The sequence below is a fragment of the Streptomyces diacarni genome, from assembly GCF_003323715.1.
In the GTDB taxonomy this organism is placed as follows: domain Bacteria; phylum Actinomycetota; class Actinomycetes; order Streptomycetales; family Streptomycetaceae; genus Streptomyces; species Streptomyces diacarni.
The window spans coordinates 129,599-151,952 of sequence record NZ_QOIN01000024.1 but is presented as its reverse complement, the minus strand read 5'-3'; the positions used below and the strand labels follow the sequence as shown (position 1 = coordinate 151,952).

Here is a 22,354-nt window from a genome sequence, read left to right as displayed (position 1 = left end):
GTGTCCCGAAAATCCGCTGTCCCCTCGTCCTCGGACGTGACCCCGCTAGCCGTCCCCGAGGGGCTCGACGCAGGCCCCGACCATTTCCGCCGTGCCTCTCGACGGCTCCTCGCCAAGATGCTCGCCGAGTTCTCCTACGAGGAGATCCTCCAGCCGCAGCCCGCGACCGACGCGCCGCCCGGCTCCTACACCCTCGCGGTGGACGACGATCTGACCGTCCGCTTCCGTGCCGGCCGGGGCGCCTACGGTCACTGGAGCGTCGATCCCGCCTCGCTGGACCCCGAGCTGGACCCGCTGGGATTCGTCGCCCGCGCTCGCGAACTGCTCGGACTGACCGGCGAGACAACCAGCCACTACATCCGCGAACTGACCGCCACGCTCACCGCCGACGCCGGACTGCTGGCCTCCGAACTGTCCGTCGCGGAACTGGCCGACCTCGGCTACGCCGAGCTGGAAGGCCACATGACAGGACACCCCTGGCTGGTCGCCAACAAGGGGCGGATCGGATTCTCCGCCCACGACACCGGCCGCTGGGCACCTGAGGCCCGCACCGCCCGGCCCCTCCCGTGGATCGCGGTGCACCGGAGCCTCGCCGCGTACCGGGGCGTCCCCCGGCTGGCCGACGCACACCGGCTGTACGCACGCGAGTTGAGCGGCGAGACCATCGCCGCCTTCCACCAGTGTCTGCGCTCCCGCGCTCTGGCACCGGAGGACTACCTGTGCATGCCCGTTCACCCGTGGCAGTGGGACGAAACCCTCGCCCCGCTGTACGCCCCGCAGCTGGCCGCGCAGCAGATCGTTCCGCTCCCCACCGATGGCGACCTGCGTCTGCCCCAGCAGTCAATCCGCACGTTCCTCAACACGACCAGACCGGACCGGCACACCGTCAAACTGCCGCTCGCCATCCTCAACACACTGGTGTGGCGCGGCCTGCCCACCGAGCGCACCCTCGCCGCGCCGTCCGTCACCGGCTGGGTGCAGGGACTGTGCGAGCGCGACCCCTTCCTCGCCGACGAGTGCCGGGTCATCCTGCTGGGCGAGGTCGCCTCCGTGGCGGTCGCGCACCCCGTGTACGACGCGCTGGCCCAGGCGCCGTACCAGTACCGCGAACTGCTGGGCTGCATCTGGCGCGAGCCGCTCATCCCCAGCCTCGCGCCGGGGGAGCGCGCCAGAACCCTCGCCTCCCTGATCCATGCCGACGCGCGCGGCCGCGCCCTCACCGCCGAACTGGTCCGCCGCTCCGGCCTGGAGCCCCGGGTGTGGCTCACGCACCTGTTCGCCGCACTGCTGCCGCCACTGCTGCACTTTCTCTACCGCTACGGGACCGTCTTCTCACCGCACGGAGAGAACGCGATCGTCGTCTTCGACGAACGGGACGTACCCGTACGACTGGCGATCAAGGATTTCGTCGACGACGTCAACGTGAGCGCCGAGCCGGTACCGGAGTTCGACTCCATGCCGACTCAGGTACGCGAGGTCCTGTTGAGCGAGCCGCCGACATTCCTCACCCAGTTCATCCACTCCGCGCTCTTCGTCGGCGTCTTCCGTTTCCTCGCCCCGCTGTGCGAAGCCCAACTCGGTGTCTCCGAAGAGACGTTCTGGTCACTCGTCCGGGCGGAAATCGATCGCTATCAGGAGCGCTTTCCGAAGCTCAAGTCCCGCTTCGAAACCTTCGACCTGCTGACCCCGCGCATCGAGCGGCTCTGCCTCAACCGCAACCGACTGCACACGGACGGCTACCGCGACCGATCCGAACGACCGCACGCCGCGGTGTACGGGACGGTGCGCAACCCCCTGCACTGAGCGCGGGCGCCATGGCGGCGCCGCGTGCCCCGGGGCAGTGCCGGGGATCACAACCGAGGGTGGCGTCCCGATCGTGACCGTGGGCGGCGTCCCGATCGTGGCCGAGGGAGGTGCCGTGATCGTGACCGAGGGCGGAGGTTCGATCGCCCGGGAGGACGGACGGTGTCTCGACGCGCCCGGGAAGGCGCCGAGGCGAGCGCGGGGACACCGTGCGTGGGCGTCGGCGCCGAGCGGAGTGTCGGTGGCGCCGCGTAAGGTGTCGGGTCTATGAGCAAGCCCGCCGTCACCGAACTCCTCCAGGCCGCCGTCGACGCCGTCAAGGGCACCGAACGCCCAGGTCAGGCCGCTATGGCCGAGGCCGTCGCCGAGGCTGTCGACGCCGGCCGCCACCTCCTCGTGCAGGCGGGCACCGGCACCGGCAAATCCCTCGGCTACCTGGTGCCCGCGCTCGCGCACGGAGAGCGCGTCGTGGTCGCCACCGCGACGCTCGCGCTCCAGCGGCAGCTCGTCGAGCGTGATCTGCCGCGCACCGTCGAGGCGCTGCACCCGCAGCTGCGCCGTCGCCCCGAGTTCGCCATGCTCAAGGGTCGTTCGAACTACCTGTGCCTGCACCGCATGCACGAGGGAGTCCCGCAGGAAGAGGAGGACGGCCTCTTCGACCCGTTCGAGAGCGCGACGCCCACCTCCAAGCTGGGCCAGGACCTGCTGCGGCTGCGCGACTGGTCGGACGAGACGGAGACGGGCGACCGGGACGACCTCAAGCCGGGTGTGTCCGACCGCGCGTGGGCCCAGGTGTCGGTGTCCTCCCGTGAGTGCCTGGGCGCGAGCAAGTGCGCCTACGGCGCCGAGTGCTTCGCGGAGGCGGCCCGCGAGCGCGCCAAGCTCGCCGAGGTGATCGTCACCAACCACGCGCTGCTGGCCATCGACGCCATCGAGGGGGCCCCCGTGCTCCCCGGCCACGAGGTGCTGATCGTCGACGAGGCGCACGAGCTGGTCTCCCGGGTCACCGGGGTGGCCACCGGCGAGCTCACGCCAGGCGCGGTCAACCGTGCGATGCGCCGCGTCGCCAAGCTGGTGGACGAGAAGGCGGCCGACCAGCTCCAGACGGCGGCCGAGACCTTCGAGCGGCTCATGGAGCTCGCGCTTCCCGGGCGTCTGGAGAAGGTTCCCGAGGACCTCCAGTACGCGCTGATGGCGCTGCGTGACGCCGGTCGCACGTGCCTGAGCGCGCTGGGCAACACGCGGGACAAGTCCGTCCAGGATGAGGACGCGGTCCGCAAGCAGGCCAAGGCCTCCGTCGAGAACGTCCACGACGTCGCCGAACGGATTCTGGAGGGCTCGGAGTTCGATGTCATCTGGTACGAGCGGCATGAGCGCTTCGGAGCCTCCCTCCGGGTGGCCCCGCTGTCGGTGTCCGGCCTGCTGCGCGAGAAGCTGTTCGCCGACCGTTCGGTCGTTCTCACCTCCGCCACGCTCAAGCTGGGTGGGGACTTCAACGGGGTCGGTGCCTCCCTCGGCCTGGCCCCTGAGGGGCTAGGGGACGAGGAGGGCGACGCGGCCGCCGAGACACCCCCGTGGAAGGGCCTGGACGTCGGCTCCCCCTTCGACTACCGCAAGCAGGGCATCCTCTACGTCGCCAAGCACCTGGCCAACCCCGGCCGTGAGCCCCAGCGCACCGACATGCTGGACGAGCTGACGGAGCTGGTCGAGGCGGCGGGCGGCCGTACGCTCGGCCTGTTCTCCTCCATGCGCGCCGCCAGATCAGCCGCCGAGGAGCTGCGCGGACGGCTCGGTCTGCCGATCCTGCTCCAGGGCGAGGAGACGCTGGGAGAGCTCATCCGGCGGTTCGCGGAGGACGCCGAGACCTGTCTTTTCGGCACCCTGTCGTTGTGGCAGGGCGTCGACGTACCGGGGCCGAACTGCCAGCTGGTGGTCATGGACCGGGTGCCGTTCCCGCGCCCCGACGACCCGCTGATGAGCGCCCGCCAGAAAGCGGTAGAGGAGGCGGGGGGCAACGGCTTCATGGCGGTCGCCGCCACGCACGCGGCGCTGCTCATGGCCCAGGGCGCGGGCCGGCTCGTCCGGGCGACGGGGGACCGGGGCGTCGTCGCGGTTCTCGACCCGCGCCTGGAGCGCGCCCGCTACGGGGGGTTCCTCCGCGCCTCCATGCCCGACTTCTGGTACACGACGGACCGCAACCAGGTCCGCCGCTCCCTCGCCGCCATCGACGAGGGAGCGAAGCGAGGGTGACCGCAGCCGGCTCCGGCAGCACCGGGGCCGACGACGGCGGGCCGCCGGCCCCTCACGCGGAGAAGGCCTGCGGCCCGTGAGCCTGCGGCCCGAGGGCCGTTCCTTGTCGTGCTGCCGCTCTTGCGTTGCCGCCCGAGGCCCGGACGGGCCCGCCGCGGCGGGGCTCAGACCCTCCGAAGCACGGCGACGACCTTGCCGAGGATGGTCGCGTCGTCACCCGGGATCGGCTGGTACGAGGAGTTGTGCGGCAGCAGCCAGACGTGCCCGTCCTCGCGCTTGAAGCGTTTGACGGTCGCCTCGCCGTCGAGCATCGCCGCGACGATGTCGCCGTTCTCGGCGACTGGCTGGCGCCGGACGGTGACCCAGTCGCCGTCGCAGATGGCGGCCTCGATCATCGAGTCCCCGATGACCTTCAGGACGAACAGCTCACCGTCACCGACGAGTTGGCGCGGCAGCGGAAAGACGTCCTCGACCGACTCCTCGGCGAGAATGGGCCCGCCCGCGGCGATGCGTCCGACCAGCGGAACGTAGGAGGCCGACGGCTTGCCCGCGGTGTCGGTGGCGGCCTGTGCCGCGCTGGGCGTGTCCGAGCCGCGCACCTCGTAGGCGCGGGGCCGGTGCGGGTCGCGGCGCAGGAAGCCCTTGCGCTCCAGGGCCATCAGCTGGTGTGCCACCGAGGAGGTGCTGGAGAGCCCGACTGCCTGGCCGATCTCCCGCATGGACGGCGGATAACCGCGTCGCTGGACCGAGTCACGGATCACCTCGATCACCCGGCGCTGCCGGTCGGTGAGTCCCGAACTGTCGGCTCGAATGCCTGGAGGTCGGCCGGGAAGCGAGCGCTTGGCAGGTTGTTCTTCCTGGCCCTCCGCGTTCGCGGACTCGTTCACCGGCTGCATTTCGTCCATTGCTTGAGCTGAGCGGTTCTGGGAGGTGATGGTGGCGCTGTCAGCGGTCGTGGTCACGTCGGCCCCTCTCGAGAAGTTCTCCCTAGCCGGACAACGGTAGTTGGTTTCGAAAGGTTGCGCCAAACACACGTTCGAGTGAAAATCCGCGGTTCTCCGGACTCCTTCGGCGGCAGAGGTGTATAAGTCGCGCGTCGCTCGTACCCTCGGGTTTCGCAGAACCTTCCGGAAACCGCGCGCGCCTTTCGCTCCCGTCTTTCCGGAGTCCTCCGCACCTCTATGTGGGGCGGCGGCTCGTACGGTTGTCCGAGCGTCGCCTCCGGCGGTGCGGCACCAACCGCTGTGGTTCTGTCGCTGCCAGTTGCTCTCTGTGACTATTTCCTGTCAATCCGACCGTCCGGAACGCGCCCGGGTGCTCCGGCGGACCTTCTCCCGGCCGACGCCGCCCTCCCGTGTTCCGGCGCCGCGCGTCGCGCTCCGCCATCGTGTCGCGAGGTGCCGTCGGCGTTCCGCACAGTCTTGCAGGCGTGCCCCGGGACCCGCCCGCCGCCCCGCCTCGCGTAGGCTCGTGGCCCGCGCCAAGGGCGACACGCGTGTTGGCCTCCTTCTGCGAGTGGCTACCAGATCTAGTGGTTTGATGAGCGCACGCCACCACAAGTAGTGGTCCCCGGGTGCTCACGCCGGGAGACTTGGCCTATGCTGGTGGCCCGTCGAGGGGCCCCTGTGACGGGGGTGCCCAGGCGTGTTCTGTCATGCACGGTGAGGGCTCACGAGAGTCCTGGAAGGGTGGAAACGATGCGCTGCCCCTTCTGCCGGCATCCGGACAGTCGCGTGGTCGACAGCCGTACGGCCGATGACGGCGCGGCCATCAGGCGGCGTCGCCAGTGTCCCCACTGCTCCCGCCGCTTCACCACCGTGGAGAATGCATCACTCACGGTGATCAAGCGGAGCGGTGTCACCGAGCCGTTCAGCAGGGACAAGGTGATCGCCGGCGTTCGTAAGGCCTGCCAGGGCCGCCCAGTCACCGAGGACGCCCTCGCCCAGTTGGGGCAGAAGGTGGAGGAGGCCGTCCGGGCCACCGGAAGCGCGGAGCTGTCCACGCACGATGTCGGACTGGCCATACTCGGCCCCCTGCAGGACCTGGACCTGGTCGCCTACCTGCGCTTCGCCTCCGTCTACAAGGCCTTCGAGTCGCTGGAGGACTTCGAGGCGGCCATAGCCGACCTGCGCGAGGCGCATCCGTCCGCTCCCGTCCCCGGGACCCGGGCGAACGCCGGCCTCCCGGTCGGCGACGGCGAGCGGGCCCATGGGGCCGGTGAAGCCGACGGCACCGGCGAAATGACGGGTGACGAGCCCGGCGGGGACGGAGCCAGGGCCCGCGGGGCCGACGGCGCCCCCGCGTCAGCCGCCGCCGACTGAGCGGCCCCGGCACCGCCCGCGCGCGGGGCCGGCAAAGCCGGAGGAGAGACCGGCGACAGGCCGGGGGAACCCGGCACATCACAGAGACCTGGCCTGGGCACGCACTGTGTCCGGGTCACCAGACAGGCACAGTTCTCGGGGAAGAACCGGGGCATGTTGGGGCGTTATGCCCCATACAGGGAGGCGGAATGACAGAGACGACGAGCGGCCCAGCACGCGGCTCCCGCGCGAAGGGCAGCAAGGCGAACAAGGGACTGCGCATCGAGCGCGTCCACACGACCCCCGGCGTGCACCCCTATGACGAGGTCACCTGGGAGCGCCGCGACGTCGTCATGACCAACTGGCGCGACGGCTCGATCAACTTCGAGCAGCGCGGCGTCGAGTTCCCCGACTTCTGGTCGGTGAACGCGGTCAACATCGTCACCAGCAAGTACTTCCGGGGCGCCGTGGGCACCCCGCAGCGGGAGAACAGCCTCAGGCAGCTGATCGACCGGGTGGTGAAGACCTACCGCGCCGCCGGTGAGGACAACGGCTACTTCGCCTCTCCCGCGGACGCGGAGATCTTCGAGCACGAGCTGGCCTACGCCGTGCTGCACCAGATCTTCGCCTTCAACTCCCCGGTGTGGTTCAACGTCGGCACCAAGCAGCCGCAGCAGGTCAGCGCCTGTTTCATTCTGTCGGTGGACGACTCCATGGAGTCGATCCTGGACTGGTACAAGGAAGAGGGGATGATCTTCAAGGGCGGCTCCGGCGCCGGCCTGAACCTCTCCCGCATCCGCTCCTCCAAGGAGCTCCTCTCCTCCGGCGGCAACGCCTCGGGACCCGTCTCCTTCATGCGGGGCGCCGACGCCTCCGCCGGCACCATCAAGTCGGGCGGCGCCACCCGCCGGGCCGCCAAGATGGTCGTCCTCGACGTCGACCACCCCGACGTCGAAGCCTTCATCGACACCAAGGTGAAGGAGGAGGAGAAGATCCGCGCCCTGCGCGACGCGGGCTTCGACATGGATCTGGGCGGGGACGACATCACCTCCGTCCAGTACCAGAACGCCAACAACTCGGTGCGCGTCAACGACGCCTTCATGAAGGCCGTCGAGTCCGGCTCGAAGTTCGAGCTGCGCGGCCGGATGACCGGCGAGCCCGTCGAGGAGGTGGACGCCAAGCAGCTCTTCCGCAAGATGGCGGAAGCCGCTCACGTCTGCGCCGACCCCGGCATCCAGTACGACGACACCATCAACCACTGGCACACCTCGCCGGAGACGGGCCGGATCACCGCCTCCAACCCGTGCAGCGAGTACATGCACCTGGACAACTCCTCGTGCAACCTCGCCTCGCTCAACCTCATGAAGTTCCTGCGCGACGACGACAAGGGCAACCAGTCGTTCGACGCGGAGCGGTTCGCCAAGGTCACCGAGCTGGTCATCACGGCGATGGACATCTCCATCTGCTTCGCCGACTTCCCCACCGAGAAGATCGGCGAGACCACCCGCGCCTTCCGCCAGCTCGGCATCGGCTACGCCAACCTCGGCGCCCTGCTGATGGCCACCGGACACGCCTACGACAGCGACGGCGGCCGCGCGCTGGCCGGTTCCATCACCTCCCTGATGACCGGCACTTCCTACAAGCGCTCCGCCGAGATCGCGGCGGTCGTCGGCGCGTACGACGGCTACGCGCGCAACGCCGATGCGCACAACCGCGTGATGAAGCAGCACAGCGACGCCAACGACGTCGCCACACGCGTGGACGACCTCGACACTCCCGTGTGGGCGGCGGCCACCGAGGCGTGGCAGGACGTGCTGCGGCTCGGTAAGAAGAACGGTTTCCGCAACGCGCAGGCCTCCGTACTGGCCCCGACCGGCACCATCGGCCTGATGATGGACTGCGACACCACCGGCGTCGAGCCCGACCTGGCCCTGGTCAAGTTCAAGAAGCTCGTCGGCGGCGGCTCGATGCAGATCGTGAACAACACGGTCCCCAAGGCCCTCAAGCGCTTCGGCTACCAGCCCGAGCAGATCGAGGCGATCGTCGAGCACATCGCCGAGCACGGCAACGTCGTGGACGCACCGAGCCTGCGCCCCGAGCACTACGAGGTCTTCGACTGCGCCATGGGCGAGCGCTCCATCTCGCCGATGGGTCACGTCCGCATGATGGCCGCAGCCCAGCCGTTCCTCTCGGGCGCCATCTCCAAGACCGTGAACATGCCCGCGAGCAGCACGGTCGAGGACGTCGAGGAGATCTATCTCCAGGGCTGGAAGCTCGGCACCAAGGCGCTGGCCGTCTACGTCGAGAACAGCAAGGTCGGCCAGCCGCTGTCGGCCAAGGCCAAGGAGGAGAAGAAGGCCGAGGCCCCCGAGCCGGAGAAGGTCGTCGAGTACCGCCCGATCCGCCGCCGGCTGCCCAAGGGCCGCCCCGGCATCACCACCTCCTTCACGGTGGGCGGCGCCGAGGGCTACATGACGGCCAACTCCTACCCGGACGACGGCCTGGGCGAGGTCTTCCTCAAGATGTCCAAGCAGGGCTCGACCCTCGCGGGCATGATGGACGCCTTCTCCATCGCCGTCTCCGTGGGCCTCCAGTACGGCGTTCCGCTGGAGACCTACGTCTCGAAGTTCACCAACATGCGCTTCGAGCCGGCCGGCATGACGGACGACTCCGATGTGCGGATGGCACAGTCGATCGTCGACTACATCTTCCGCCGCCTGGCCCTGGACTTCCTGCCCTTCGAGACCCGATCGGCACTCGGCATCCACTCGGCCGCCGAGCGCCAGCGGCACCTGGAGACGGGTTCCTACGAGGCGAACGAAGAGCAGTTCGACGCGGACGCCCTGGCCCAGTCGGCCCCGACGGCCGAGCAGGGGGCGCAGGCCGCCTCGCACGAGGAGGCTCCCGACAGCAAGGACGTGCAGCGCACGGTGGCCGAGCCGGAGGCACCCGCCCCGGCACCGAGGGAGGCCCACAACTCCACGGAGCTGCTCGAGATGCAGCTCGGCCTGAACGCGGACGCTCCGCTGTGCTTCTCCTGCGGCACCAAGATGCGCCGGGCGGGCAGCTGCTACCTGTGCGAGGGCTGCGGCTCGACCAGCGGCTGCAGCTGAGCCCCGAGGGAGACCCGCGTGACCCGCGTGGAAGCGGGGAGGTAACACCCGCGTGAGAGTGAGGCGGGGGACGGTTGATAGCGCCGTCCTCCGCCTCCGCGCGTGTCGAGGCCGCTGCCGGGGAGGGCCGTGGCAGCGGTCCGATCCGTGCCACCGGGCACGGCCCGTAGTACGCCAGTGCGAGGTCGCCGCCGGGGAGCTGCCGCCGGGGCCGGGGGTCGCTGAGATGGCCGTACGATGGCGCGGTGCTGGTCAAGTGGATGCGCTGCACCGTCGTCGACCGCCCGGGCTTCGCACGGGCACAGCGGAAATGGGCGGGACTGCTCGGAGAGCCGGGCTTCCGTGGGCAGGGCGGCGGGTGGAGCCGGGCCAAGAACGGTGTCGTCCACCTCTTCGGATTCTGGGAGAGCCGGGCCTTCTACGACTCCTTCATGGCGCGATCCCACGACCGCCTGCACGCCTCGCAGGTCGGTACCTACAAGGAGATGCAGGTCAGGCTCTTCGAGTACCGGTTCGACGTCAAAACCGGCTTCCGTCCCGTGTTCACCGACGCCGACCTGCTGCGCGTGGCCCACTGCCGGGTGCGACCCGAGAGGATCGAGCACTACACGCTGATGCAGGAGAAGGTGTGGAACCCGGCCATGGCGGGCTCTCCCGGCATGCTGCGCGGCGTGTTCGCGCAAGCGAACACAGAGGACGAGTTCCTGGTGCTTTCCATGTGGGACTCCACCGCCGAGTACGGAAAATACCGGGTCGAGCGGGTGGAACGCCTGGCGCTGCGGGCCCAGACCGGTGCCGACGTCACCCACGTGGCCGGTGACGTCATCGACCTGGAGCCCTCCTGGACCGTTTGAGCGTGCGGACGTCCGGCCGTCTGACCTGGAGCCGACTGGCCTAGGGTGGAGCCCATGGCGCGTCCACGTCGTATCGTCCTCCTCCGCCACGGAGAGTCGGAGGGAAACTCCGACGACAGCATCTACGAGCGCGTACCCGACCACGCACTGCCACTGACCGAGCGCGGTGCGCGGCAGGCCGATGAGGCCGGCAAGCAACTGCGCGAGTTGTTCGACGGCGAACGCGTCTCCGCCTACGTGTCGCCCTACCGTCGCACTCGCGAAACCCTCGCCGCACTCGGCATGGGGCCGGCCCAGGTGCGCGTCCGCGAAGAGCCACGGCTGCGCGAACAGGACTGGGGCAACTGGCAGGACCGGCAGGACGTGCGGCAGCAGAAGAAGTACCGCGATGCCTACGGGCACTTCTTCTACCGCTTCGCCCAGGGCGAATCCGGTGCCGACGTCTACGACCGTGTCGGTGCCTTCCTCGAGAGCCTGTGGCGCAGCTTCGAAGCCCACGACAATCCGCCCAACGTTCTCCTCGTCACCCACGGGCTCACCATGCGACTGTTCTGCATGCGCTGGTTCCACTGGACCGTCGAGGAGTTCGAATGCCTCTCCAATCCCCGCAACGGTGAGATGCGCACCCTCCTCCTCGGTCCGGAAGGCCGCTACCACCTCGACCGGCCCTTCGAACGCTGGCAAACGCCTCGCCCGTACGGAAGTTCCGGCTAGCATCGGCAAGACATGAGTGATCGAATCCCCGATCCCGTAGCTGCCGAGCGGATCTCCCGCGCCCTGGCCAGCCTGCGTGGCCTGGCCGTCGGCGACGCCCTGGGCTCCCAGTTCTTCATACCGGACAACCTCCCCTTCCTCCGACGTCGCGAGCTGCCGCCAGGGCGGTGGCAGTGGACCGACGACACCGAGATGGCGGCCTCCCTGGTGGCTGTACTCGCCAGGCACGGAAGTGCCGACCAGGACGCGCTGGCCGCCTCCTTCGCGACACACCACGACTTCGACCGCGGCTACGGCCCCGCGGTGAACAGAATGCTGCGCCTCATCCGCCAGGAGGGTGGAGACTGGCGTGAGCTGGCCTCCTCCCTCTTCGACGGGCAGGGCTCCTGGGGCAACGGCGGTGCCATGCGGGTGGCCCCGCTGGGCGCCTGGTTCGCCGACGACCCGGACCGGGCGGCCGACGAAGCCGCACGCTCCGCTGAGGTCACCCACCGGCACCCGGAGGCCGTCGCCGGCACCCGAGCCGTCGCGGCTGCCGCGGCTCTCGTCGCCGCCGACGCCCACGACCGTTCCGCCACGGCCGCCCCTGCCGCCTCCTCCGCCTTGCGGCCGGTCCACGGCGACGAACCGCCCGCCTCCGCTTCGCGACCGGTCCAGGGTGAGGGCCTGTCCACCTCCGTTCCGCGACCGGTCCAGGGCGAGGGCCCCGGGCCTACCGCTGAGGGACAGGCCCAAGGTGCGGGTCGGACCCCCGCCGAAGGACGGGCGTCCGACGAGCCGACGGCTCACCAGGACCCGCCCGCCACCCGTGGACAACGGGCAACCGGCGCGGGCTCGACGGCACCTCTCATGGCCGAGACTCTTCTGCTCGAAGTCCTGAAGCACGTGCCCCGGAGCGCCGTACACGCGGGGCTGCGCCGCGCCATCGACCTGCTCGACTACTCCGACGTCGGCACGGTGGCAGCCGTCCTCGGCTGTGGCCGACGCACCAGCACACAGGACACCGTGCCTTTCACCCTGTGGGCCGCTGCCCGGCACCTGGGCGACTTCCGCGCCGCCGTGTGGACCACCGCCGGAGCCGGAGGGGACGTGGACACCACCTGCGCCATCGTCGGCGGCGTCGTGGCGGCCGGTGGCCCCGCCGCCCCTCCCGAGGAGTGGGACGCGCGAACCGAGGGCTTTCCACCCTGGCTCGTGGAAAACCTGGAGTGAGACTCCCGGTAACCCGCGCCGGCGGACCCCACCACCCCATTTCGTGGACTCTGAGTCACCAATGCGTCCCTTTCCGCGAGCGAGGCTTCCTTTCCGCCTTACTCGCGGCATCAAAACGGGAGTCCCGTGAACTGGCCGCGCCCCCAGCGGATACGCTTGGTATTGCCATGCCGTACGAGTCCCCAACCCATCGCGTCGAGCGCTCGATCCGCGCCACCACGGGTGCCAAGATCGTTGCTGGAGTGGACGAGGTCGGTCGCGGAGCGTGGGCCGGACCCGTCACGGTCTGTGCCGCGATCACAGGCCTTCGTCGCCCTCCAGCCGGCCTGACCGACTCCAAACTCATCCCCGAGCCCCGCCGCAGCGAGCTGGCCGCGGAACTGACCAACTGGGTCACCGCCTACTCCCTCGGTCACTCCACCCCGGAGGAGATCGACGCCCACGGTATGACCGCTGCTCTCCGGCTCGCCGCCATCCGCGCACTGGACGGCCTGCCCGAACGGCCCCACGCCGTGATCCTCGACGGCAAGCACGACTACCTCGGGGCACCCTGGCGGGTCCGCACCGTCATCAAGGGCGATCAGTCGTGTGTCGCTGTCGCCGCCGCCTCGGTCATCGCCAAGGTGCGCCGAGACGCGCTCATGACCGAACTCGCGCCCGAACACGAGGAGTTCGCCTTCCAGGACAACGCGGGCTATCCCTCGCCCGTGCACAAGGCGGCCCTGGAAGAGAGCGGGCCCACTCCCCACCATCGACTGTCCTGGGCCTACATGGACGCCCTGACCCGTTGGAAGCACCTCAAGCGCAACCGGATCGAGCCAGTGGAACAGATCGGTCTCTTTTGAACCCCGCCGCAGGGCGGCTCCGTCGCGAAGTCCGGTCCCGATCCGGGAATAGCCCGGCATGCCGAACCCGCTGACACTGCTGTTTCTTGCATTTGATAGACAACATCCCATGCCTCTCACTCCCGAGGAGTCACAGATTTACGAGAGCGTCCCGGACACCCGCACTTCCGCGGGAGCGTCCCGAACACCACAGGCATCACGCACCGCGAACCCCATTCCAGGTCCGCGTTCCACTCCGCGCCCCGCGCCGCCGCGATCGGACAGCAAGGGCCCCAGTACCCCCGGCCGCCCCGGTGTCCCCCGCCAGAGCTCCGCGCCCGCCAAGCCCGCTCCGAACGCACCGTCAGCGTCCGGCACGGCGCAGATCCAACTGGTCGCCGCGAGCGATGCCACCGCCGTGGAGGTCGCCGACGAAACCGTCGACAAGCTCCTCGACGAGGGCCGTGCGCCCGCAGAGATTTTGCTGCTGACCACCGGTGCTCAGCACCCGTGGGCCGAGCACGAGCTCTCCTTCGGTGAGGACGCGTACTGGCGCCAACTCGCCGCTGGCGAAGACGTTTTCTGCGCGCACACCTCCTCCCTGTCCCGCACCAGCCAGCGCGCGGTCGTGCTGCTGGCCGTCAACGGAGGCACCGACCCGGAGGCTGCCGCCGCGCTGCCCGCCGCACTGGAGAAGGCCACGGAAAAGCTCATCGTCTGCGGTGATCCCGAGCGTCTGCGCGCCTTGCTCTGACCCCGTGAGCCGTGCTGCTCCCGGCCACGGGCCTTCTGCCTTCACCTGCTGGGTGCTCACGGCCACGGGGATGCCGGACCTGCGAAGCGGAGCTGCGGACCGCGGGCTCCGCCGACCGGCTTCAGGCTGCGCCGGAACAGTCGCCGAGAAGTCCCGACACTGTCGTGGCGCTGGGCGATCGGCCGCTGCGGTGCGCTCCGAGGATCCGCCACCCGGACGACGTCAGCGTGATGTAGGCGCCGCAGCGCAAGCCATGGAGCGTGCAGGCGTCACGCAGTCCCCACATCCAGGCACCGTCCACCGTCGTCCACCCGGACTCTCCGAACCGAGCGCACAGCAGCACTGCCGTGCGGGAGGGGACCCGTCGGCGGAGGTCGTGCGGGGTGATCCGGCGGAGCGGATCCAGCAGTGCGTTGCGGTACTCCCATCCGTCCGGCCGCGAGCGCTCCAGGCTGAACGACGCGCTGGCGACGAGCCGTTCGTCATACCCGAGCACCCCCAGCACGGTGGTCGGCGGGCGCGGCAGGTGAAGTGTGCACAACCCGTCCACCACAGCCTGCGGATCTTGCGGCAGCGGGGTGGCGGCGGCCACCCACTCCGCGAGCCGCACCACACGGCGGGCATGTGGTGCCAAGCCGCGACCGGGTCCCGCAACGGGCTCTGAAACAGAACCGAAGGTCACCCTCTCTCCTCCGCTCGTGCTGTTCCCCTCTGTAGCGCTGGGCGGGGCGGCGGCGAACACGGAGCGCACCACCGGGCCTCCTGCGGCTGTCTCTCCCCTTATTCCCGCTGAGCCTCCTGTCTCCCCTCCCGTGTCTCCCTTCCTCGAACGAGTGAGGACGGTGCTGTCTTCGACGAGCCGGTGGTCGCGTCCGCCTGTCACTCGGCTCCCCCCTGGGTGCGGGTCGGGGGTTGGTTCCGCGAGAGGAGGGAGGGCCACTCTTCTTCACTGCGCCGCCAAAACCAGTGGCAGCACCTCCTTCGCGCCGGCCTCCCGGAGCATTCGGGCTGCCACGGTGATAGTCCAGCCGGTGTCGGTGTAGTCGTCGATCAGAAGCACCGGGCCGTCCACGGCAGCCATGGACGCGGCCAGCTCCGGCGGCATCGTGAGCGTGTCATGCACCGCACGCAGGCGCTGGGCTCCGTTGCTCCGGGGGCCGTTGAGCAGGCCGAACTCGTCAGCGCAGGCCACCGCTCCCAGAAGTGGCATGCGGCCGATGTCGGCGATCCGTTCCGCGAACGACCGCACAAGCCGCGGTCGAGTTCGGGACTCGATGGCGACGACCCCCGCTGGACGCGCCAACGCTTCCGGTCCCTCTGTCGCCCAGCCACCTGGTGCCTTCGCCCAGTCCGCAAGCACCGTCACCGCGCCCTGCAACACGTCGTCGGGTACGGGGCCGTCCCCTGCCTGCTCGGCCAGCAGCGGACGCAGTCTGTTTCCCCAGCCGATGTCCGAGAGCCGCCCGAGCGCCCGCCCGGGTGCCGCTTGCTGCTGTGCGGGGATGCGGCCCTTGAGATCCATGCCGACCGACGGCATGCCGGTCGGCCACATCCGACGTGGCTCGATTCGTACCCCCGGCCTCCGCAGCTCACCCTTGGCGGCCACGACCGAGGCCTCACCGACCGTCGCGCTGAACCGGGCGCCGGCGCAGTTGTCGCATCTGCCGCAGGGTGCTGCCTTGTCGTCGTCCAGCTCCCTGCGCAAGAACTCCATGCGGCAGTCGGTGGTCTCGGCATAGCCGCGCATGGCGCGCTGCTCGGCCAGCCGCTGGCGCTCCACCCACTGGTACCGGTCGGTCTCGTACCGCCACGGTGCCCCAGTGGCTACCCAACCACCTTTGACTCGCCGGACGGCACCGTCGACATCGAGAACCTTCAGCATCATCTCCAGCCGTGACCTGCGGAGCTCGACGCGGGGCTCCAGAGCGGGCAAGGACATCGGGCCGCCCGATGCAGCGAGCACGTCGAGCGTGCGCCGCACCTGTTCCTCGGCGGGAAAGGCGAGCGAGGCGAAGTACCGCCAGATCGCTTCGTCCTCCTGCCCTGGCAGCAGGAGGACCTCCGCGTGTTCCACACCGCGGCCGGCGCGGCCCACCTGCTGGTAGTAGGCGATGGGGGAGGAAGGCGAACCGAGATGGACGACAAAGCCGAGGTCGGGTTTGTCGAAGCCCATGCCCAGGGCCGATGTCGCGACCAAGGCCTTCACACGGTTGGCCAGGAGGTCTGCCTCAGCGGCTTCGCGATCGGCGTTCTCCGTCCTGCCCGTGTAGGAGGCGACCTCGTGTCCGCACTGGCGCAGGAATGCCGTGACCTCCTCGGCGGCGGCCACCGTCAGGGTGTAGATGATGCCCGAACCCGGCAAGGAGCCAAGGTGCTCTCCCAGCCAGGCGAGCCGATGCGAAGCGTCCGGCAAGCGCAGCACGCTGAGGCTGAGGCTCTCCCGGTCGAGCGGTCCGCGAAGCACCAGTGCGGGTGCGGAGCCGGTGGACATGCCTTCGTCGTCACCCGCGCCGCCCGTGCCGAGCTGCTCGGCCACATCAGCTGTGACGCGTGCGTTGGCCGTGGCGGTCGTCGCGAGCACCGGAACGCCGGATGGCAACTCGGCGAGCATGGTGCGCAGCCTGCGGTAGTCGGGACGGAAGTCGTGGCCCCAGTCGGAGATGCAGTGGGCTTCGTCCACGACCAGGAGTCCGGTGGAAGCGGTCAGGCTCGGAAGCACGTTGTCCCGGAAATCGGGGTTGTTGAGACGCTCGGGGCTGACCAGCAGTACGTCGACCTCTCCGAGACCCACTTCCGCCTCGATCGCCTGCCACTCCTCGGGATTCGACGAGTTGATGGTGCGGGCGCGGATACCGGCTCGTGCGGCTGCCTCCACCTGGTTGCGCATCAGGGCCAGCAGGGGAGAGACGATCACCGTTGGTCCCGATCCCTGCTTGCGCAGGAGAGCCGTCGCCACGAAGTACACGGCTGACTTGCCCCAGCCAGTGCGCTGTACCACCAGTGCGCGCTTACGCTCGGCCACCAGTGCCTCGATGGCCCGCCACTGGTCCGGGCGCAGTTTGGCCGTGCCTTCTTTGTCGCCGACGAGATCGGCCAGCACCGCGTCGGCGTCTCGTCGCAGCTGTGTATCGCTCATGCGTCCATGCAACCCGATGCGCAAGGTCTCCGGAGAACCGGCCTGTGGATAACTCGCTATTGGTATGAAAAGATGATGAATCGCCATACCTGTGGATAACTTTCGACCACGGATCCGGGTTCTCCGTCACGGTCGACGCATGACACATCACGACCACGCAGAGCAGGGCGACGAGCCCACGGCCTCCGCGTCCGGCAAGCTCAGCGTCTCTCTTCGCGAGCCGGCCGAGCTGGCCGAAGCTCTGCCGTACCTCCTCGGTTTCTATCCTGACGACTCTCTTGTGGTCGTCGCCTTGCACGGCGAGCGGGGCCGCTTCGGAGGCCGGCTCCGGATCGGCATTCCGGACACGGAAGGCGGTCGGGCGGCTCTCGCGCCACAGGTCGCGGAGTGCCTTGAGGCCAGCTCGAAGGCGCGAGGAGCTCGGCCCGACGGTGCCTTGGTCTTCCTGTGCCAGGAGCCGGGTGAGGGACATAGCGGCAGGGATGTCATGAAGCGGCTGCGTCCGCTCGTCCAGGACCTGCGTCTCGCCTGTGGCGAGCGTGACATGCCCGTCTACGAGGCTCTCTGCCTCTCGGAAGGGAGGTGGTACTCCTACTGCTGTCCCAACCAGCGCTGTTGCCCACCGGAGGGCATTCCGCTGGCCCGTACGGGTACTTCCGTCATGGCCGTCGCCGCCGCTTATGCCGGTATGCCGATGCACGGATCCCTTCGCGAGATGGAGCAGCGGCTGATTCCTCTCGGGCCCCCGTTCGCCGATGAGCAGAAGCGGACGCTGGACGCTGCGAGCCTGCGGCTCACCCCTCGCATGCTCAAGGACGACGACCGGGAGCGGGTGCGCGCCGAGACTTTGGCACTGCTCGGGCATCTGATGCAGCGCTTCCAGCGCTGCACACCGTCTGTGGCGACATGGACGAGCGAGGACGCGCACGATGACAGCTTGCTCGGACACGATGAATGTGCGACGGCGATTCTGGGCCTCCAGGATCGCGATACGCGGGATCAGGCAGCCGAATGGATGGAGGGAATGGATTCCGCTCCCGCCGTGCGTCTGTGGCGTGCCTTGGCCCGCCGCTGTACAGGGCCATACCGGATCTATTCGGCGCCGCTGCTCACGCTCGCGGGCTGGGTCGCATGGGCGGGCGGGGATGTGCCGACGGCCCGTGTCGCTCTGGGGCTCGCTCTTCGCACGGATCCCGATTATCTGTTCGCGCGGCTCTTGCATCAGGCGTGCAACGAAGGCCTAGACCCCGGTGAGGTGCGCCGTTGCCTGCGAGGGGAGCGCCCTGGCCTGCGGGCGGGCGGCGAAGGCGGGGAGCCGGATGGCCCTGCGGATGCCACCTCCTGACAGTCGCTCTCATCGGCCTCGAAGCAGCGGGAGCAGGTGGGGTCGGTGCTGTTGAACGGCCTGTTTATCGTCAGGGAGACGACTATGATCACGCCATGCCCTATGATCCATCGACCTTCCCGCCTTTTGCCGTCACCGTCGACCTCGTGGTGCTCACTGTGCGCAAGGACGCGCTGTGTTCCCTGGTCGTGCGCCGGGGGGAGCCTCCCTATCAGGGCAGGTGGGCGTTGCCCGGCGGGTTCGTGCGGGATGACGAGGGCTTGGAGGTCGCGGCTTCGCGGGAGCTCGCCGAGGAAACCGGGCTCCTCCACTCCCAGGCGACCGAGGGGCATCGAGGGGGAGCTCACCTCGAGCAGCTCGCCACGTACGGTGCGCCGCAGCGGGACCCCCGGATGCGGGTCGTCAGCGTGGCGTATCTCGTGCTCGCGCCCGATCTTCCCTCGCCCGTCGCCGGCGGCGATGCGCGCAGTGCCCGATGGGCACCGTCGGACGCTCTTCTCGACGCGTCGGAGGGGCTGGGGCGGGATGCCGAACAGCAGGCACCGCTGGCCTTCGATCACGGACAGATCCTGCAGGACGGCGTGGAGAGGGCGCGATCCAAGATCGAGTACTCCTCGCTCGCCACCGCTTTCTGTCCGCCCGAGTTCACCGTGGGAGAGTTGCGCCGGGTGTACGAAGCGGTGTGGGGAGTGGCGCTCGATCCGCGGAACTTCCACAGGAAAGTGACGGGCACGCCTGGCTTCCTGATGCCGACCGGCGGGACGACGACCCGCCAGGGCGGGCGCCCCGCACAGCTCTTCCGCACCGGAGAGGCCACTGTTCTCAATCCGCCCATGTTGCGTCCAGAGGCGTAACGACGGCTCCCGGCGGCGAACTGCCTGACCGGGCCGGGATCGATCGAGCGGGTTACCCGGAAAGTCGGAAATGTCGCGTTATCGTGCAGAGATGCGTCCACCACGCGTTCTGTGGGAGAAGCGATGATCCAGGCCATCGGACTCACCAGCACGGCCCGGCGCAAGCGCCAGCCGCAGATTGACGACCTCACGTTCGAGGCTCGCTCGGGCGAGGTCACTGTGCTGCTGGGGCCGACGGGTTCGGGCAAGAGCGAGGCGCTGCGGCTGATGCTGCAACTCCTCCCGGGGCGGGGGGTCGCGCTCTTCCGGGGGCGTCCGGTGCAGCGGATCCCGCATCCGGCGCGAGAGATCGGCGTCTTGCTCGGGGACGTCCCGGGGCATCCTGCACGCACCGCTCGAGGGCACCTGCGGATGCTGGCGGCCGTCGCCGGGGTACCGGTCGAGCGGGCGGACGAGGTGTTGGAAGTGGTCGGTCTCAGCGGCCTTGCCGACCAGCGGCTGGGGGATTTCTCGCTCGGGATGGACCGGCGGCTCGGGATGGCGGCGGCGCTGCTGGGCGACCCGCACACGCTGGTTCTGGACCAACCGACACAGGGGTTGTCACTCCGCGAGGCGAGTTGGCTGCAGGGTCTGCTGCGGAGTTACGCGGAGCACGGAGGCTTGGTGCTCGTCACCGTGCGAGACCCGAAAGAAGCCGCACGGATCGCCGACCGCGTGGTGTCCATCAATCGAGGCAGGCTGGTGGCCGACCAGAAGGCCGCGGACTTCGCCCGCACCCGGCTCCGCCCTCGGGTGGCGGTGCGGACGCCGCACGCGGAACGGTTCGCGGCGGTCCTCTCACAGGAGGCCAGGAGCGGAGAGCGAACCCGCAAGGGGCGGGGCGCTGTTGAGGTGGTGTGTGAAGGGGGGAGTCGAGTGTCGGTCTACGGGAGCGACTGCGCGGCGGTGGGGGAGTGGGCGTACCGACACGGAATTCTCGTGCACCAACTGAAGGATGAGATCGGTGACACGGGGGACGGCTCGCGGCCCAGCGCGTTGGAAAGGGCGGATGGCCGACCATCCGATGCTCTTCGTCCAACCGCCCGAGACTCGGGGGTCGCTGCGGGCAAACAAGCGGAAGAGGGGGCGGATGATGGCCGAAAAGGGCAGAGTGCCGAGCCCGGTCGGCGGAACGGAGCGCACGAAACCGTGTGGGGAGAGGGCGCGGGCGCGGCTGGAGTCCAGTCCGCAACTCCCGGGCACGCCGCCGTTCCCGGTCCTCACGCGTACGTGCCGGGGCGTGCAGGTGCGGCGACACCAAGCACGAGTGCGGAGCCGGCGGAACGGGACAGCTCCGGCAGGGGCGCCGACGGAACAGGTGAAGTCCTCGCCGGCATGGACGCCGGGCCAGGGGGCGAGTCGGAGCCGGTTGCCCGTCGGGGCGGGCATGAGGGGCCGGCTTCCCGCGAGGTACGTGCCGAGGCGGCGCAGGAGCCGACGGACCCGGACAGGGCGTCCGACGAAGAGGCGCTGGTCCCGGCGGCCTCGGACGAAACCGGCGGGGCGGATGCACCCGATGAGAGGCGTGGGCAACAGCGGCGCCCGGTAGGCAGAGCGTCGGCTTCGACGTCCCGGGGAAGCCATGCTCGGCTGGCGGAGAATGATCCGCCGAATGTGAACCCGGAGGGGGAGCGGGTATCCGGTGGCCAACAGGCTGCGGCGGGGGGAGCGGGGAACATCGGCCCGCACGAGGCGTTGCCGGTGCGCGTGACACCGAACGAGCGGGTCTCGGACAACAGGGGAACACGGACGGAAGAGAGGCCACCTGGCGCGCGCTCGACACCGGTATCCGCACACGTCCCGGGTGATGGCGCGCCTGCGGTGCACGCCGGCAGCGAGACCTGCACCAGCGCCGTAGCTCCGCACGCCACTTCCTCTTCAATCGACGCCATGCGCTCCGCTACGGTCAGCGCCGCATCCGCCGGCGCGGCGTCCATCGACGCGGCGTCCGTCGGCTCGGCGTCCGTCGGCTCGGCGAGGGGCGGCTCGGCGAGAACGGGCCGACAGGTTGCCGACGCACCTTGGGCGGCCAGAATCGTGGCCTCTGCTCGTGACCGGCTGCGGATGTGGCGAAACGGGGACGGCAACGCGAGCGACGGTGTGCCCAAAACCATCGGGCGGGGCGGGAGCGGCACCGTAAGTGGCGAGCTCACGGCCGCAAGTGGCGAGACCACGGCTGCGGCATTTCCGGTCTCTCCGGTGGTGCGACGGTCCGGCCCGGTAGCGCCGGTGCAGTACGAACTGCGGCGGCAGTTCGGTGTGCGGACTCCGTGGGTGGTGATCGCGCTGGCACTGTTGGCGGGATTGGTCATTGCGGTCTCGGTTGCCCGTACAGGCGCCGGGAGCACGGCCGACGCGGCGACAGGTATCGCTCCAGGGCTGAAACTGCTGATGGGGTGGCCGCCCGGGTCACCGTTTATGGTGCCGCCCGCCGCAGTGGCGGCAGGTTTCTTGGGGGCCACTGCCTTCGGCCAGGAATTCCGGTACCCGGCGCTGGCTCCCGCGCAGGTGCCCGTACCGCGGAGACTCGGATTGCTGGTGGCGAAGCTCGTCGTGACCGCAGGCGCGACCGTGGGGCTGTGCGCGGCGACAGCTCTGTGCAACGCAGCCGTGCTCACCCTCTTCTTCGGTCCCGACAGTGGCGTACTGGACTTTCCCGACCGGACTCTCGAACTGGCCGGCCTGACCCACCTTTCCGTGCCCGGTGGGGCAGGAGTCGGCCAGATGGTGCCCTCATTGGGGGTGCAGGTGTTCGCGGTTCTGGCGCTGTGTGTGGGGTGCGCATGGGCCGGGCTGCTGGCCGCGGGGGTCTGCCGTTCGACGCTGTCGGGTCTGATCGCGGTTGTGGCCGTCCCGTCGCTGGTGGCGCCCCTGGTGGCTCGGGCCGCGGTAGGTGCCGACGGCCAGCCGGTGGACGGAATGCCGGAACGCCTGAGATCGCTGCTGCTCTTTCCTTGGCCGTCGGCTGTCGATCAGTGGGGCTCGGTGGCCGGGGAGATCGCGACGCAACCAGTGGGTCGTGCGCTTGCCCTGTCGCTGACCGTGTTGTTCGGGGCGTACGGCGTCATGTCGTTGCGAGCGAGACCGAGGCGGCAGTGAACGGTCCGATTCGACGCGCGGATCACCGTGGCGACGGCCTCAGTTGGTTACTTGTTT

15 protein-coding genes are annotated in these 22,354 nt (G+C 69.6%); 12 read left to right on the top strand and 3 right to left on the bottom strand.

Annotated elements, in window-relative coordinates; all coding sequences use genetic code 11:
* Positions 1–1,803 (top strand): IucA/IucC family protein, encoded by a 1,803-nt coding sequence (locus tag DTL70_RS01760; protein WP_425470298.1) that lies wholly within the window; start codon positions 1–3, stop codon positions 1,801–1,803.
* 267 nt (positions 1,804–2,070) lie between these two features.
* Positions 2,071–4,053: an ATP-dependent DNA helicase gene (locus DTL70_RS01750; RefSeq protein ID WP_114020027.1), complete on the top strand. Its 1,983-nt coding sequence runs from the start codon at positions 2,071–2,073 to the stop codon at positions 4,051–4,053.
* 164 nt (positions 4,054–4,217) lie between these two features.
* Here the strand turns inward: DTL70_RS01750 and lexA are convergent, their stop codons facing one another.
* Positions 4,218–5,015: a transcriptional repressor LexA gene (gene lexA, locus DTL70_RS01745; protein WP_114019438.1), complete on the bottom strand. Its 798-nt coding sequence runs from the start codon at positions 5,013–5,015 to the stop codon at positions 4,218–4,220.
* 735 nt (positions 5,016–5,750) lie between these two features.
* Here lexA and nrdR point away from each other — a divergent pair.
* From nrdR to DTL70_RS34900, 7 genes are all read left to right on the top strand, one after another.
* Positions 5,751–6,374 (top strand): transcriptional regulator NrdR, encoded by a 624-nt coding sequence (gene nrdR, locus DTL70_RS01740; protein WP_114020026.1) that lies wholly within the window; start codon positions 5,751–5,753, stop codon positions 6,372–6,374.
* Positions 6,375–6,562: 188 nt separating this feature from the next.
* Complete coding sequence (locus DTL70_RS01735) at positions 6,563–9,466, top strand: vitamin B12-dependent ribonucleotide reductase (protein ID WP_114020025.1); 2,904 nt, start codon at positions 6,563–6,565, stop codon at positions 9,464–9,466.
* A 245-nt stretch (positions 9,467–9,711) separates the two neighbouring features.
* Positions 9,712–10,320: a YdbC family protein gene (locus DTL70_RS01730; RefSeq protein ID WP_114020024.1), complete on the top strand. Its 609-nt coding sequence runs from the start codon at positions 9,712–9,714 to the stop codon at positions 10,318–10,320.
* A 54-nt stretch (positions 10,321–10,374) separates the two neighbouring features.
* Positions 10,375–11,034, top strand: a complete 660-nt coding sequence (locus DTL70_RS01725) for a histidine phosphatase family protein (RefSeq protein WP_114020023.1) — start codon at positions 10,375–10,377, stop codon at positions 11,032–11,034.
* Positions 11,035–11,046: 12 nt separating this feature from the next.
* Entirely contained in the window at positions 11,047–12,246 is a 1,200-nt protein-coding gene (locus DTL70_RS01720) for an ADP-ribosylglycohydrolase family protein (RefSeq protein ID WP_114020022.1), read from the top strand.
* A gap of 167 nt (positions 12,247–12,413) precedes the next feature.
* Positions 12,414–13,091: a ribonuclease HII gene (locus DTL70_RS01715; protein ID WP_114020021.1), complete on the top strand. Its 678-nt coding sequence runs from the start codon at positions 12,414–12,416 to the stop codon at positions 13,089–13,091.
* Between the two features lie 397 nt (positions 13,092–13,488).
* Positions 13,489–13,824 carry a hypothetical protein gene (locus DTL70_RS34900; RefSeq protein WP_342776435.1) on the top strand — a complete coding sequence of 112 codons (336 nt, stop codon included), beginning with the start codon at positions 13,489–13,491 and terminating at the stop codon, positions 13,822–13,824.
* A 121-nt stretch (positions 13,825–13,945) separates the two neighbouring features.
* Here the strand turns inward: DTL70_RS34900 and DTL70_RS01705 are convergent, their stop codons facing one another.
* Entirely contained in the window at positions 13,946–14,458 is a 513-nt protein-coding gene (locus DTL70_RS01705) for a hypothetical protein (protein ID WP_147266715.1), read from the bottom strand.
* Between the two features lie 312 nt (positions 14,459–14,770).
* A complete protein-coding gene (locus DTL70_RS01700) occupies positions 14,771–16,960 on the bottom strand; it encodes a RecQ family ATP-dependent DNA helicase (RefSeq protein ID WP_114020018.1) in 2,190 nt (729 codons plus the stop codon).
* Positions 16,961–17,099: 139 nt separating this feature from the next.
* Here DTL70_RS01700 and DTL70_RS01695 point away from each other — a divergent pair, with 139 nt between their 5' ends.
* From DTL70_RS01695 to DTL70_RS35040, 3 genes are all read left to right on the top strand, one after another.
* Entirely contained in the window at positions 17,100–18,305 is a 1,206-nt protein-coding gene (locus DTL70_RS01695) for a DUF4192 domain-containing protein (protein WP_114020017.1), read from the top strand.
* Positions 18,306–18,400: 95 nt separating this feature from the next.
* On the top strand, positions 18,401–19,159 hold the full coding sequence (locus DTL70_RS01690; RefSeq protein WP_114020016.1) for an NUDIX hydrolase: 759 nt from the start codon (positions 18,401–18,403) through the stop codon (positions 19,157–19,159).
* 123 nt (positions 19,160–19,282) lie between these two features.
* Positions 19,283–22,297 (top strand): ATP-binding cassette domain-containing protein, encoded by a 3,015-nt coding sequence (locus DTL70_RS35040; RefSeq protein WP_114020015.1) that lies wholly within the window; start codon positions 19,283–19,285, stop codon positions 22,295–22,297.
* Positions 22,298–22,354 lie beyond the last annotated feature (57 nt).